Annotated in this window: 14 protein-coding genes; all 14 read left to right on the top strand. The window is 66.0% G+C overall.

Features of this window, described 5'->3' with window-relative positions; all coding sequences use genetic code 11:
- The 14 genes from IWX78_RS07660 to IWX78_RS07725 all read left to right on the top strand — a co-directional run bounded on the left by IWX78_RS07660 (position 1) and on the right by IWX78_RS07725 (position 13,895).
- Complete coding sequence (locus IWX78_RS07660) at positions 1 to 2,529, top strand: AAA family ATPase (RefSeq protein WP_196832936.1); 2,529 nt, start codon at positions 1 to 3, stop codon at positions 2,527 to 2,529.
- Positions 2,530 to 2,762: 233 nt separating this feature from the next.
- On the top strand, positions 2,763 to 4,211 hold the full coding sequence (locus tag IWX78_RS07665) for a CCA tRNA nucleotidyltransferase (RefSeq protein WP_196832937.1): 1,449 nt from the start codon (positions 2,763 to 2,765) through the stop codon (positions 4,209 to 4,211).
- The gene (locus IWX78_RS07670; protein WP_196832938.1) at positions 4,208 to 5,275 is read left to right on the top strand and encodes a hypothetical protein; all 1,068 of its coding nucleotides are present in this window, start codon (positions 4,208 to 4,210) and stop codon (positions 5,273 to 5,275) included. The genes IWX78_RS07665 and IWX78_RS07670 overlap by 4 nt, the downstream gene beginning before the upstream one ends.
- Positions 5,276 to 5,284: 9 nt before the next feature.
- Entirely contained in the window at positions 5,285 to 6,505 is a 1,221-nt protein-coding gene (locus IWX78_RS07675) for a trans-sulfuration enzyme family protein (RefSeq protein ID WP_196832939.1), read from the top strand.
- Between the two features lie 113 nt (positions 6,506 to 6,618).
- Positions 6,619 to 6,936, top strand: coding sequence for a hypothetical protein (locus IWX78_RS07680; protein ID WP_196832940.1), 318 nt, complete (start codon positions 6,619 to 6,621; stop codon positions 6,934 to 6,936).
- A gap of 143 nt (positions 6,937 to 7,079) precedes the next feature.
- On the top strand, positions 7,080 to 7,346 hold the full coding sequence (locus IWX78_RS07685; protein WP_196832941.1) for a hypothetical protein: 267 nt from the start codon (positions 7,080 to 7,082) through the stop codon (positions 7,344 to 7,346).
- A 324-nt stretch (positions 7,347 to 7,670) separates the two neighbouring features.
- Positions 7,671 to 8,993, top strand: a complete 1,323-nt coding sequence (locus tag IWX78_RS07690) for an ABC transporter substrate-binding protein (protein WP_196832942.1) — start codon at positions 7,671 to 7,673, stop codon at positions 8,991 to 8,993.
- A gap of 206 nt (positions 8,994 to 9,199) precedes the next feature.
- A complete protein-coding gene (rpsF, locus tag IWX78_RS07695; RefSeq protein WP_196832943.1) occupies positions 9,200 to 9,613 on the top strand; it encodes a 30S ribosomal protein S6 in 414 nt (137 codons plus the stop codon).
- A gap of 5 nt (positions 9,614 to 9,618) precedes the next feature.
- Positions 9,619 to 10,152, top strand: coding sequence for a single-stranded DNA-binding protein (locus IWX78_RS07700; protein ID WP_196832944.1), 534 nt, complete (start codon positions 9,619 to 9,621; stop codon positions 10,150 to 10,152).
- A 63-nt stretch (positions 10,153 to 10,215) separates the two neighbouring features.
- Positions 10,216 to 10,479: a 30S ribosomal protein S18 gene (gene rpsR / locus IWX78_RS07705; RefSeq protein WP_108392326.1), complete on the top strand. Its 264-nt coding sequence runs from the start codon at positions 10,216 to 10,218 to the stop codon at positions 10,477 to 10,479.
- A 10-nt stretch (positions 10,480 to 10,489) separates the two neighbouring features.
- Positions 10,490 to 10,942: a 50S ribosomal protein L9 gene (rplI, locus tag IWX78_RS07710; RefSeq protein WP_196832945.1), complete on the top strand. Its 453-nt coding sequence runs from the start codon at positions 10,490 to 10,492 to the stop codon at positions 10,940 to 10,942.
- A 514-nt stretch (positions 10,943 to 11,456) separates the two neighbouring features.
- A complete protein-coding gene (dnaB, locus tag IWX78_RS07715; protein WP_196832946.1) occupies positions 11,457 to 12,839 on the top strand; it encodes a replicative DNA helicase in 1,383 nt (460 codons plus the stop codon).
- Positions 12,840 to 12,981: 142 nt separating this feature from the next.
- Positions 12,982 to 13,644 carry a DUF308 domain-containing protein gene (locus tag IWX78_RS07720; RefSeq protein WP_196832947.1) on the top strand — a complete coding sequence of 221 codons (663 nt, stop codon included), beginning with the start codon at positions 12,982 to 12,984 and terminating at the stop codon, positions 13,642 to 13,644.
- Positions 13,641 to 13,895, top strand: a complete 255-nt coding sequence (locus tag IWX78_RS07725; RefSeq protein ID WP_196832948.1) for a hypothetical protein — start codon at positions 13,641 to 13,643, stop codon at positions 13,893 to 13,895. The genes IWX78_RS07720 and IWX78_RS07725 overlap by 4 nt, the downstream gene beginning before the upstream one ends.
- Position 13,896: the final 1 nt, after the last annotated feature.

Raw genomic sequence — 13,896 nt, forward strand, 5'->3', positions numbered from 1 at the left:
ATGCCCCAGTCCCGACTGCCCCCGGAGCCGGCTGCGGACCTCGTCGCCCCCCTGGGACGGGAACGTCAGCTCGCCGGCATCGCGCGCGCCGTCGAGAACGTGCAGAACGGTCGGGCCCAATTCATACTCATCGAGGGTGAGTCCGGTTTCGGGAAGACGGCGCTTCTCCGTGCAGCGGCGCGGTCAGTCGAGGACTGGCCGCTGCGCGCCGCCGTCGCGGATGAGAACGAGACCGAGCTGCCGTACGGGGTGCTGAATCAGTTTCTCGCGGGGCTCGACGAGCCGGAGAACCTCGGATCGATTCTCGGCGGCGGGGTCGCCCCCGACGTGTCACCGATGGTCGCAGGCGCGGCTCTCCTCGATCTGATCGACTCCAGTGAAGGCGCGACGTGCGTGACGATCGATGACGCGCAATGGATGGATGCGCAATCCGCCGAGGCGCTCTGGTTCGCCGGGCGGCGGTCCTTTCGGGATCGACTGCTCGTCGTCATCACGGCGCGACCCGAGGAGACAGCCTTCCTGGAACGGGTGCGGCACCTCGTCGCCGACGGCGAACGGGGCATCCACCTGCTGGTCGGCGGGCTCTCGGTCGATCACGTCGCGGAACTCGTCAGGCGCCGCACCGGGCTGCCGACTCCCCGTCGTCTCGCGACGCGACTCCACGCGGCATCCGACGGCAACGCGCTGCACGTGCAGGCGATCCTCGCGCAGGCGGCGTCTGGCGCCGACCCGCTCGAGTCGCTGGAACGGGTCCTTACCGGGACCCCGCCGGCCGCGCCAGGCTTTCGCGCCATCACGCGCGAGACGCTCCGGCAGCTGAACCCGTCGGCGCGGGCGATCCTTGAGGTCGTAGCCGTGCTCAACTCGTCGGCCACGCTCACAGACATCGCCGCTGTCGCCTCACAGTTCGGCGGGCACGACCTGACCACGGCTGACTTCGACGAGGCGCTCGCCACCGGATTGATCACCCTCTCCGACAACGACGAGGCCGTTCGGATGCCGCACCAGCGGGTGCGGGCAGTCATCGTCGGCGACCTCTCGCTGCAGTCGACGCGGTCGCTCCATGCCGCCGCCGGGCAGGTCATCGGCGGTCATCGTGGACTTGCCCATCGGGTTCACGCCGCGCAGGGACCGGATGAAGAGCTCGCCGTCGAACTCGACCACGCCGCATCGCTCGCATCGGGCAGTCACGAGGTGGAGCGTGCGTTCCGTTATGCCCGCTGGGCGGCATCCCTGAGCCGACGTCCAGATGACAAGGAGCGCCGCACCGTCGACGCCGGGGTGTATGCGCTCGCTGCACGACGGATCGGTCTGCTCGGGCCCGCCGTGCCCGATTTCGAGAATCTCAGGGCAGGGCCGGAACGCGACGTGCTCCTCGGCAATGCCGCGCTCGCGCGCGCTGACCGTATTTCGGCCCGACAACACCTGCTGGCGGCCGCATCAGCCGACGTCGCCGCCACCGTGCGCGCCCAGTCGATGCGGGCGTCGGCTGCCGAGACCCTCGCTCAGCTGGCACTCCTCGAAGAGGACTTCGATGACAGCCTGAGATTCGCCGCTTCCGCGCTCGGAGCCGTCAAGGCGCTCGATTCACTCGGCTTGGTCTCCGGGTTCGCTGCCCTCGACATTCGAGAGATGGAGAACAACGCCCTCTGCTGGGGTGTGCTTGCGTCCTGGCAGCGGGACGGTCTGGCCGACAGCCTGGAACGGCTCGAAGAGCTGATCGCCGAGGCTGGCCGCACCGGGCACCGGCCCGAACACAGCATCCTCTTCCTGACCCGTGGTTTCATCCGCAGGCAGCAGGGTCGCCTGTCCGACGCGATCACCGACCTGGAGACAGGGATCGGCCTCGCCGACCTCGGCCGCCCGGAACTGGCGCCGTACGGTCGGATCGAGCTGGCGGTGACCAGCTTTCGCAAAGGCGAATGGGATGATGCTGCGACGGCAGCCGCTGCAGCAGCATCCCTCGCTGACGACATCCAGAACCCGTGGCTGCGGGCCACCGCCCATGCCGTCGCCGCGGTCGTGCCCGCGGCGCGGGGGGATGCCGTCGCCGTCGATGCGTGGATCGCGGCAGCTGAATCAGGCCCGGAGCAGACCCGCACCCCCGCCGTCGAGCGGTTGGCGCGGCTGGCCCGGGTTCTCCTCGCTCGCGCGGCCGGAGACAGGGACACGGTGATCTCGCTGACCGCCGAGGCGCTCGACACCGATCCGCGAAATGCCCAGGTCGAGCGGGAATGGTGGGCGGAGCTGCTCGAGGAAGCACGAACACCGGCCCAGGCCGCGCACCCCAGTGACCCCCTCGCCATCCTCAGCAACCGTGAGCGCGAGGTGGCGCACCTCGCCGCCCAGGGTCTGACCAACCGCGAGGTGGCACAGAAGCTCTTCGTCTCGGTGAAGGGCGTCGAATACCACATGGGCAATGTGCTGGCGAAGCTCGGTATCAACTCACGGGGCGGCATCCGGGTCCTGCTGGACGGCCGCCGGGCGCAGCCGGTGCCTGCCCGTCGGCATACTAGGGAATCCCCCTAGGGAGGATCGGTCCTCCCTCGATCAGACTGGGCAGGTGGATCATACGGTGCCCTGTTCTAGCGGGGCAGCTTGAACGAGGCAACGGATGAACCGCAAACCAACCTGTTTCCCTAAGCAGGAGGTATCTCCGGCACGCTGTTCCTCGACCGGTCGACACGGCGTGCCGGAGATACCACTACCCGGTGCCTCGCGGTGCGAGAGCAGGCCACCGGCATCCCGGTACGATTGACCGCATGGTGAGCATGGCGGAGTCGTTGGTACGCCTGTCGGAACTCGCTGCTTCGCCGGTCGTGTCCACGGTGGCAACGGCATTCGCCGACGCAGGCTTCGAGCTGTCCCTCGTCGGCGGGCCTGTTCGTGATGCCATGCTCGGCCGCGTCGTCAGTGACCTCGATTTCACAACGAATGCGTCCCCCGACGACATCCTCCGGATCGTCACGCCCCTCTCAGACGCGCACTGGGACGTCGGCCGCGAATTCGGCACCATCGGTGCGCGGATCGGCACCGAACGCGGTGCAGAGACGGTCGAGATCACCACCTACCGCGCCGACGCCTACGACGGGATCACCCGCAAGCCCGTCGTCGCTTTCGGCGACAGCCTCGAAGGCGATCTCAAACGTCGCGACTTCACCGTGAACGCGATGGCGCTGCGGATCCCGGAGGTGCGTCTCGTCGACCCGTGCGGCGGGGTCGAGGACCTCCTCTCCGGCACCTTGCGCACGCCGAGCACCCCCGAGGTGAGCTTCGGAGACGACCCGCTGCGGATGATGCGCGCCGCACGGTTCGCGAGTCAGCTCGGCTTCGAGGTCGACGCCGAGACACGCGCCGCGATGAGCGCCATGGCCGACAGCATCCGGATCGTGTCCGTCGAACGGATGCAGGTCGAATTGTCGAAACTGCTGTGCACCCAGAAACCACGGACCGGCATCGAACTGCTCGTCGAATCGGGGCTCGCTGACATCGTGCTGCCTGAGATCCCCGCTCTGCGACTGGAGATCGACGAGCACCACCACCACAAGGACGTCTACCAGCACTCGCTCACCGTGCTCGAGCAGGCGATCGGTTACGAGGAGTCCCGGAATCCGGGGCAGGCTCCCGACCTGATCCTGCGCCTGGCCGCGCTGATGCACGACATCGGCAAGCCGGCCACCCGCCGGCTCGAACCTGGTGGCGCCGTGAGCTTCTACCACCACGATGTGGTCGGATCCAAGCTTGCGAAGCGACGACTCACCGCTCTGCGGTATGACAACGACACGATCAAGGATGTCGCCCGGCTGATCGAGCTGCACCTGCGATTCTTCGGTTACACCGATGGCGCGTGGAGCGACTCCGCGGTTCGCCGATACGTGCGGGACGCCGGGCACCTGCTCGAGCGGCTGCATCTGCTCACCCGTGCCGACGTCACCACCCGCAACCGCCGCAAGGCCGATCGGCTCGGGTTCGCGTATGACGACCTCGAGGCGCGCATCGCCGAACTGCGGGAGCAGGAGGAGATGGATGCCGTGCGTCCCGACCTCGACGGCAACGCGATTCAGCGGGTACTCGGCATCAAACCGGGCCGTGAGGTCGGCGAGGCGTACCGGTGGCTGCTCGAGCTGCGGCTCGACGAGGGTCCGCTCGGTGAGCACGAAGCCGAGCAGCGGCTCCGCGCGTGGTGGGCAGACAGGAACCAGGACGCGTGACGCCGTCAGGGGACGCCGGGCTCGATCTCTCACCCCTGACCCAACCGGTCTCGCGGGAGGATCTCCGGATCTTCCGGCGTACCGCGCCAGGCACCGATATGCCCCGGCTCGATCCGGCGACACCCGGTCTTCGCACCTGGCTCACGACCGGTCTGGTCGCCCTCTTCGCTGTGCCGTTCGTCTGCATCCCCGGCATCGCCCTGTTCACCCAGGGGCTGAGCGGGACGACCCTCGGCATGGTGCTCTTCGGTGGTCTGATGGCATTCGGTGCTGTGATGATCCTCAGTCAGTTTCGGCTTCCGCGCTGGGGAACCCGTCTCTGGAGCGACCGGGTGCGGCTCTCGCGGTTCGCCGAACGAAACCGGGCCCGATACACAGCCGCGAGGGAGACGCCGTGGCGCCCGGGAATGATCTTCGGCCGCGGGGAACGCAGGCGCATCTTCGACGTGCTCGATTTCACGCACCCGCATCGATTGAGGGTCGGCAATCTGGCATACCAGAAGCCGCTGCCGAAGGGTGGCGCGGAGCAGCACCTGTGGGGTTTCGTCGAGGTCTCGCTGCCGCGTCGGTTTCCGCACATCGTGCTGGATTCACTGTCCAACAACGGCCTTCGTGGGCGGCAGCTCGAGAATCCGTACGCCGGGCAGGGCGCCGTCACCCTCGAAGGGAACTTCAGCCAGTATTTCCGGCTGACCTGCCCGCCGGGATACGAACGTGACGCGCTCTACCTGCTGACACCCGACCTCATGGTCGTCCTCCTTGACGAGGGAGCGGATTTCGACATCGAGATCCTCGACGACGTGCTCTTCCTCTACCGGCCCCGCCGGTTCGTGCTCTCCGATCCTGCCGAGTGGCGGAAAATCGAGCGCATCCTCGACACCATCGGGCTCGGCACCGCCAAGCGCACCGTCAATTACCGTGACGAACGGGTCGGCAACCGCGACACGAACACGATCGCCGCGCAGGGCAGCCGGCTGCCGCGCCCGCGGCTGATGGTCGGATTCATCATCGTGACCGTGTTCGCGGTGGTCACAATTCTCGGGGCGCTCCTCGGAGGGCAATAGCCTGAGCGCATGACAGTTCTTCCGCGCCCGGACAAGCACGACCCGTCGACCCTCGGTTTTCCCAGCCAGGCCGTTCACGCCGGGAACGTGATCGACGGGAGCGGGGGCGCGATCCGCACGCCGATCGTCATGGCCAACTCCTATGCGCTTCCGGACGACGCGTCGACAATCAGCTGGTCGGGGACCGACGTGCCGCTGTACACCCGCAACTCGGGAACCAACCAGCAGGGTCTGCAGGCGAAGCTCGCTGCACTCGAGCACGGGGAAGACGCCGTCGCGCTGGCCAGCGGTGTTGCCGCGTTGCACGCCGTGTTCTTCACGATGCTCAAGTCCGGCGACCACGTCGTCGTCGGTGACGTGACCTATGAGGCCATCTACCGGCTGTTCGCCGAACTGCTGCCGGAGAAGTACGGCATCACGGCGACCTTCGTCGACGCGGCGAACCCCGACGCCGTTCGCGCCGCCATCCGCCCGGAGACAGCGCTCGTCCACGTCGAAGTGATCGGCAACCCGACGACCAAGGTCACCGACATCGCCGCTGTCGCCGCCATCGCTCACCAGGCCGGCGCGTTGCTCAGTGTCGATTCGACGTTCACCCCTCCTCCACTGTTCCGTCCGCTGGAGCACGGGGCCGACCTCGTCGTGCACTCCCTGACCAAGTACATCAACGGTCACGGCGATGCGATGGGCGGCGCAGTGATCGGCAGTCGCACGCTCATCCAGCAGATCAAATCGGATGCCATGGTCGATGTCGGCGGCGTGATCTCGCCGTTCAACGCGTGGCTGATCATGCGCGGCTCGGTCACGCTGCCGCTGCGCCTCGCCCAGCACCAGGCGTCGGCTCAGAGGGTCGCCGAGTTCCTCGACGCCGATCCCCGGGTCGCGTTCGTTGCCTACCCGGGACTCGCGGGGCATCCGCAGCACGACACCGCAACCCGACTGTTCGACGGTCGTGGTTACGGCGGCATGCTCGCCTTCGCCGTCGACGGCGACGCCGCCACCCAGGATCGTTTCGTTTCGGCGCTGCGTCTCATCACGTCTGCGGTGTCGCTCGGCCACGACGAATCCCTGATCGTCCACGTCGCCGGGGGAGCGGATGCCGGTCCGCGCGTCGCGTTCTACCCCGACGAGTTCCGAACATTCGGGCATCTGCGCTTCTCGGTGGGACTCGAAGACCCCGACGATCTCCTCGCCGATCTCGCCGCTGCACTCGACGCCACCTTCGACTGACCACGGGCCGCTGACGAGTCAACCCCTGCCGCGAAATCCGTTTTGACCCTATTTTGGGTGTCTGGGGTACGACGCCAGATCGGGTCCTGAAACAGACAAGGGGCAGCACGGCCATGAAGACCAGCGAGCGACGCACGAAGAAAACCACCGCGACCTGGAATGTTCACGTGCACGTCGAATCAGGCAAGGTCGACACCGATGTCGAAGTCTCACTCGACCACCTCAAGAACGACGTCGACCGGGTCGTCGTCAACGGCCGCAAGATCGGCTATGTCCACCACGTCGCCCCCGTCTGGGTCGCCCTCACCGGCCCCGACCTGGCACGCGCCGTCGAAGTGTCGCAGAAGCTGACACTCGACCAGAGCATCCGGGACCTTCTCAACACGGTCCCACTCGAGGTTCTCGACCCGAGCATGGTGCAGCGCGCCTGACAGACCGTCATGGTCGGCGGATACCGGGGGCACGGCATCCGCCGGCCAGGACTCTGCCCGCGGGTCGTCGTGACCGGTGCCGTCTGTCAGACCCAGCGCAAGGGGGTTGAGGGCCTCCTGCCGGACGGCGTAGCGTCACGGCTATGACTCACCACGACAACGACGGCAACAGCCACGACGATCACGCCGACTACACCACCACCGGCGACCCCATCGACTCGAAGCAGCACCTCGCCGAAGAGGAACGTATGCACGCGACCACCGGGGTTCCACTCACCGGTGAAGACGATGTCGACGGGAACGCCGACTACACCACCCCGGGCAACCCGATCACCTCGCCCCAGCACGAAGCCGAAGAGCAGATCTCGCACGCCACGCCCGGCAACAACTCGGCGATCCCTGAGAACTGACGCTGGCGCAGCCTGCTGAGGGTCCGGTCGGATCCTCGACGGTGGTCAGGCGCGTCGGATGTGCTCGCGCTCTGCCGCCGGTTTTTGTGGTGCCTGCTGCCAGCCCGGCGTCGGCTGACGGGTCGCCGCCGCTGAAACTGCTAGCCTCCAATCGCAGTACTACGGCAATGGACCCTGGCCGTGGCCGCGACGACGCTGGCGCTCGTCCCCCTGCTTCTTCGGTTCCTCGAGTTCCGGACGCAGGTGGTGCGGTCATCCCCGACTCCAGGATTCAGGCAGCGAATCCGACGGATTCGCGCATGAGACGCGAAGAGAAAGACCCGAATGGCACAGCGAATTCTGAAACTGGCGACGATCGTCGCGGCATCCGCCCTCGCACTCACCGGCTGCGCTGCCGGCGGATCGGACAGTGAGGAGCCCACCACCGTGACGTTCCGGCTCTGGGACGACACGGTGGCCGCATCGTACGAGAAGTCATTCGCTGCGTTCGAGAAGGCGAACCCCGACGTCGAGGTCGAGGTGAACGTCGTCGACTGGGCCGACTACTGGACGCAGCTCCGCACCGACGTGGCCGGCAAGACCATGGATGATGTGTACTGGGTCAACAACTCGTACTTCGGCACCTACGCGGATTCCGGCAACCTCGTCGACATCGACGCATTGTTCGGTGAAGAGGCCCGCGACGGCTGGGAGAGCAGCGTCGTCGACCAGTTCACCCGCGACAAGACCCTCTGGGGCGTTCCGCAGCTCTACGACGCCGGCATCGCCGTGTATTACAACACCGAAATGCTCGAGGCGGCCGGCCTGTCGGCAGACGACCTGAACGACCTGACCTGGTCACCGGACGCGACGGAGGACACGTACCTCGATGCGGCGAAGTCGCTCACGCTGGATGCCGCGGGTACTCCGGCCGGCGACCCCGCCTTCGACGGCACCTCCGTGCAGTACGGAACCAACCTCGCCTACGACACCCAGGCGATCATGCTTCCGTTCATCGGTTCGAACGGGGGAGCGTTCCAGAAAGACGACGAGTTCGCGTTCTCCGACCCGAAAACCGTCGAGGCCTTCCAGTACCTCGTCGATGCGATCAACACCGCGAAGGTCGCTCCGCCCGCCGCTGAGACGAACACCAACGGGGACTTCAGCCTCGACGCCTTCGTGCAGGGCGACATGGCGCTGTTCCAGTCGGGTTTGTACAACCTCAAGAACGTGGAGGACGACGCCGAGTTCGAGTGGGGCGTCGCCTCGATTCCGGCGGGACCAGCCGGCCGGGTGTCTGTGACCAACGGTGTCGCCGCGGTCGGCAACGCGGCATCCGACGAACAGGATGCCGTCGCCAAGGTGCTGACCTGGCTGGGCTCGGAAAAGGGCAACAGCTATCTCGGCCAGTCGGGTGCGGCCATCCCCGCGCTGACGGCGGCACAGTCTTCGTATTTCGAGTTCTGGGAGAAGAACGAGGTCGACGTCTCACCGTTCTTCGACGTGATCGACGGCGAGCAGCCGATCGCGTCGCCGACGGGCGCCAACTACGGCAAGGGCTTTGACGAGTTCGACCCGATCTTCCAGGAGATCTTCACCGGGGCGGTCGAGCCGGAGGACGGCCTGAAGCGTGCAGAGGATGCCGCGAACACCGCCCTCGTGAACTAGCGGGCACCTGCTCACCGGTTCCGGGCGCTCGTGCGTCTGGGTTCCGGACGGGTGCCGTCCGGTCGCGGTAGCGAGCGGGGCGCCGCATCGGGTAAGCTACTCAGGTTGCCCGTGTGCGAGCGCTCTGCTCCCACCCGACGCAACGATGCTAGAACCCTCCTGCTGCAGATCGTCTGCGGCCGTTCGAGTCCGAAGGAGGTGGGTTAGTGACGCATCAGTATGAACTCATGGTTATCCTCGACCCCGAGATTGACGAGCGCACCGTTGCTCCCAGTCTCGATAAGTTCCTTAATGTCATCCGCAACGATGGTGGAACCATCGACAAGGTTGACATCTGGGGCCGTCGTCGACTGGCTTACGAAATCAACAAGAAGACCGAAGGCATCTACGCCGTCGTCGACTTCACCGCGACGAGCGAAGCAACGGTCGAACTCGACCGCCAGCTGAAGCTGTCTGAGGCCGTCATGCGCACCAAGGTGCTGCGGGCCGAAGAAGCCATCGCTCTCGTCGAGTTCGAAGGCAAGCGCGCCGAGGAGAAGGCTGCCCGCAAGGCCGCCGCCACCAAGGCCAAGGCAGACGCCAAGCCTGCAGCCGAGCCCGCCGCCGAGAAGGACGCTTAGTCCCGATGGCCGGCGAGACCGTCATTACCGTGGTGGGCAACCTCACGTCAGACCCCGAACTGCGTTACACGCAGAACGGACTGGCGGTTGCCAACTTCACCATCGCATCCACTCCGCGTAACTACGACCGTGCGTCGAGCGAGTGGAAAGATGGCGAAGCACTGTTCCTGCGCGCGAGCGTTTGGCGTGAATTCGCCGAGCATGTCGCCGGATCGCTCACCAAGGGTAGCCGCGTCATCGCTACCGGGCGTCTGAAGCAGCGTTCCTACGAAACGAAGGAAGGCGAGAAGCGCACCTCGATCGAACTCGAAGTCGACGAGATCGGCCCCTCGCTTCGCTACGCCACCGCACAGGTCACCCGTGCACAGTCCTCCGGTGGAGGCGGCGGCCGCGGCCCCGCAGCCGTTCAGGACGAGCCATGGGCAGCCAGTGCACCGACGGCCCCTCCGGCCGGCGGCGCGATGGCCCAGGGTTCAGGATCGGGTTCCGGCGACAGCTGGAACACGCCAGGATCCTACGGCGACGACACCCCCTTCTAAACACTTCTCCGCTGAAGCGAGGGCCCCGGCTCCCGTTACGGCAATACACCTAAGGAAACCAATATGGCTGGAAAGTCTAGCGGCGCAAGCCGCAAGCCTGCCCGCGGTGGCAAGGGCGGCAAGCCGCTCGCTCCCGCGAAGGCAATCCGCGTCGGGGTCATCGACTACAAGGATGTCCCCACCCTTCGCAAGTTCATCTCCGAGCGTGGAAAGATCCGCGCGCGCCGCATCACCGGCGTTTCGGTCCAGGAACAGCGTCTGATCGCCCGTGCCGTGAAGAACGCACGCGAGATGGCTCTGCTTCCGTACGCCGGCTCAGGCAGGTAAGGAAACCGACATGTCAAAACTCATCCTCACCCACGAGGTCACCGGCCTCGGTACTCCTGGTGACATCATCGAGGTCAAGAACGGTTACGCACGTAACTACCTGATCCCGCAGGGCTTCGGCATTGCGTGGAGCCGCGGTGCTGAGAAGCAGGTCGAGCAGATCAAGGCCGCGCGTGCCGCGCGCGAGCTCGCGACTCTCGAAGACGCCCAGGCCCTCAAGACCGCCCTCGAAGGCACCAAGGTCAAGCTCGCCGTCAAGGCTGGCGCTGAAGGCCGTCTCTTCGGTTCGGTCAAGACCGTTCACGTGGCGGATGCCGTCGCGGCAGCCGGCCTCGGCCAGATCGACAAGCGCAAGATCGAGATCTCCTCGCCGATCAAGTCGGTAGGAACGCACGAGGCGACTGTCCGCCTTCGCGAGGACCTCAGCGCAGTCATCACCCTCCAGGTGGTAGCTGCCAAGTAGGCACACTCTCTCTTCTGTGGCGACGGGCTTCGGCTCGTCGCCACAGGTGGTTAAGGGGGTGCTGACCGCCGACGGAAACGTGAGGAAAGATACACCCTCCGGCGGCATACCTATACCCCCCGCAGCGCTGGAGTCAAGCTTTTTGTGCACAGGTCGAGACCCCAATCTCAAAGGTTCAACACAGAGTCTAAGCAGCTTTATACCCACAGCCCGGTTGCGCCATATTTCCTGATCAGAGGCTACTTACGGCGAGAGATTTCTTCACTCTCCACAGGGTTACCCACAGGTTGTGCACATCGCCTCCGGCGTTTCGCCCCATCTATACACAGAGTTATCCACAGGCCCATTTGTGTGATGTCTGCACTGCTCATAGTGTGAGGCAGCGCAGATTCTCACCGGGGTGCGCTAGCCCGGATTCCACCGCCGTGTCAGTGGCTGGTGGTGGTCTGGACCTGAGCACGACGGCCACCCGTTCGCCGGTTCAAGCCGGGCCAAGTCGTTGAAGGAGTATTGCGTGTCAATCGCCCATCTCGGTCTGTCCGACCAGTCACCGTCCGGTGAGAGCCGAGGCGAGTACCGGGCCGAGCGCACTCCTCCGCACGACATGCTCGCCGAACAGTCGGCACTCGGCGGAATGCTCCTCTCGAAGGATGCTGTCGCCGACGTCGTCGAATCGGTGCGCGGTGTCGACTTCTACATTCCCAAGCACGAGATCATCTTCGACGCGATCCTCTCGCTGTACTCCCACGGCGAGCCGACCGACGTCATCGCCGTAACCGACGAACTGATCAAGACCGGTGAACTGTCGCGCGCCGGTGGAGCCGACTACCTCCACACACTCACCAGCCTGGTTCCCACGGCGGCCAACGCCGGGTTCTACGCATCCATCGTCGCCGAGCGTGCCCTGCTGCGTCGCCTCGTCGAGGCAGGCACCCGCATCGTCCAGATGGGATATGCGGGCGAGGGTGAGGTCCTCGACCTCGTCAACACCGCACAGGCCGAGATCTACGGCGTGACCGGTTCGACCCAGGCCGAAGACTACGTGCCGCTCAACGAAGCCGTCGGTACGGCGTTCGAGGAGATCGAAGCCAACAACGGGTCGGACGGCGGGATGTCCGGCACCCCGACCGGGTTCGCCGAGATGGACGACCTGACCAACGGCTTCCATGGCGGCCAGCTCATCATCGTCGCCGCACGACCGGCGCTCGGTAAGTCGACCCTCGCGCTCGACTTCGCCCGGGCGGCGTCGATCGGCAACAACCAGCCGTCGATCTTCTTCTCCCTCGAGATGGGCCGCAGCGAGATCGCGATGCGTCTGCTCTCGGCCGAGGCTTCCGTCCCGCTCCAGAGCATGCGCAAGGGCACCGTCGACCAGCGCGACTGGAACAAACTGGCTGCCGTTCGCGGTCGCATCAACGACGCGCCGCTCTATATCGACGACAGCCCCAACATGACCCTCGTCGAGATCCGCGCCAAATGCCGGCGGCTCAAACAGCGCGTCGGCCTCAAGCTCGTCGTGATCGACTACCTGCAGCTGATGACCTCGGGCAAGCGGGTCGAAAGCCGGCAGCAGGAGGTGTCGGAATTCTCCCGGGCGCTCAAGCTGCTCGCCAAGGAACTTCAGGTGCCCGTCATCGCCCTCTCGCAGCTGAACCGTGGACCGGAGCAGCGCGCAGACAAGATGCCTGCGATCAGCGACCTCCGTGAATCCGGATCGCTCGAGCAGGATGCCGACATGGTCATCCTGCTCCACCGTGAGAGTGCCTACGAGAAAGACAATCCGCGCGCGGGTGAAGCCGACCTCATCGTCGCCAAGCACCGTAACGGCCCGACCCGGACCGTGACCGTGGCATTCCACGGCCACTACTCGCGGTTCGCCGACCTGGCGCCTGCCTGATCCCCAACGGTCGCCTGTGCCCACGTCCCTGCGCTCACGCCCCTGTGCTCCCGTCCCTGTGGTCACGGGAGCGGGTCACGCCGACTTCTACGGCACGTAGACTGGAGGCGTCCTGACGCACCCAACGAAAGAGGCGAAACCCGTGGCCACCCCTGTCGCTGCCGCAACCGGCGGCGCTGTGAACTCACGCTCACGGTACTGGCTCGTCCCGGTCGCCCGGGCCGCCGTCGCCGCCGTCGCTGCTGTCGTCATCACGTTCAACGGCAACCACTCACCGTGGCTCGGACTGTCGGTCTTCGGGGGCTTCGCCGTGCTGACGGCGCTCATCGAGATCGTCCTCGGCTCGGCCCGGCTCGCGGCTGACCGGGTCTCGCGCCGTACCTTCTTCGCGCAGGCGATCATCACTCTCGCGGCCGGTGTCGTGGCACTGGCACTCGCCCCGAATTCCAGCCTGCCCGCGTTCTATGCAATCGTGATCGTCTGGGCGCTCCTCACAGGGGCCCTCGAGCTGTACAGCGGCTTCCGGTTGCGCCGCCGTTCGCCGCTCGCTCGCGACTGGACCACCATCGGTGGCCTCACCGTGCTCCTGGCTGTCGCGTTCCTGCTCGTGCCGCCTGGACTCGACCACCAGTTCACCGGTCCTGACGGTATCGACCGCAGCCTCACAGCATCCATCGTCACCGTCGGTATCTTCGGCGCGTACGCCGCCATCGGAGCCGTGCTTCTCGTCATCGGTGGTTTCTCACTGAAGTGGGGCACCGATGAGTCCGGTCGCGTTCCCCCCGAAACGGAGGCGCGCCCATGAGCAACCCCACTCCCAGTCAGCCCAGCCGCCGCGAGATCCTCAAGCCCGTCGAGCTGCTGGCCTTCGCCGCCGTCGCCGGAATCTTCACCGGCCTCATCGTCCTGATGTCAACGAGGGATGTCGTCTTCGCGCTGATCGGTTTCGGCGTTGCGTTCATCGTCACACTCGTGGGCATCGCGATGTTCGCCCTCACGGTGAAACCCGGCGATCTCGAGAAGAAAGACATCGACGAGCAGAACTCCGGGCACTGAC

Origin of the sequence: Mycetocola sp. CAN_C7, from assembly GCF_015752285.1 — a bacterium.
Lineage (GTDB): Bacteria > Actinomycetota > Actinomycetes > Actinomycetales > Microbacteriaceae > Mycetocola_A.

Bases quoted from the DNA above. Each gene is read 5' to 3' on its own strand.
- IWX78_RS07660 (WP_196832936.1), top strand. From the start codon at position 1: ATGCCCCAGTCCCGACTGCCCCCGGAGCCGGCTGCGGACCTCGTCGCC.
- IWX78_RS07665 (WP_196832937.1), top strand. From the start codon at position 2,763: ATGGTGAGCATGGCGGAGTCGTTGGTACGCCTGTCGGAACTCGCTGCT.
- IWX78_RS07675 (WP_196832939.1), top strand. From the start codon at position 5,285: ATGACAGTTCTTCCGCGCCCGGACAAGCACGACCCGTCGACCCTCGGT.
- IWX78_RS07680 (WP_196832940.1), top strand. From the start codon at position 6,619: ATGAAGACCAGCGAGCGACGCACGAAGAAAACCACCGCGACCTGGAAT.
- IWX78_RS07685 (WP_196832941.1), top strand. From the start codon at position 7,080: ATGACTCACCACGACAACGACGGCAACAGCCACGACGATCACGCCGAC.
- IWX78_RS07690 (WP_196832942.1), top strand. From the start codon at position 7,671: ATGGCACAGCGAATTCTGAAACTGGCGACGATCGTCGCGGCATCCGCC.
- IWX78_RS07700 (WP_196832944.1), top strand. From the start codon at position 9,619: ATGGCCGGCGAGACCGTCATTACCGTGGTGGGCAACCTCACGTCAGAC.
- rpsR (WP_108392326.1), top strand. From the start codon at position 10,216: ATGGCTGGAAAGTCTAGCGGCGCAAGCCGCAAGCCTGCCCGCGGTGGC.
- rplI (WP_196832945.1), top strand. From the start codon at position 10,490: ATGTCAAAACTCATCCTCACCCACGAGGTCACCGGCCTCGGTACTCCT.
- IWX78_RS07725 (WP_196832948.1), top strand. From the start codon at position 13,641: ATGAGCAACCCCACTCCCAGTCAGCCCAGCCGCCGCGAGATCCTCAAG.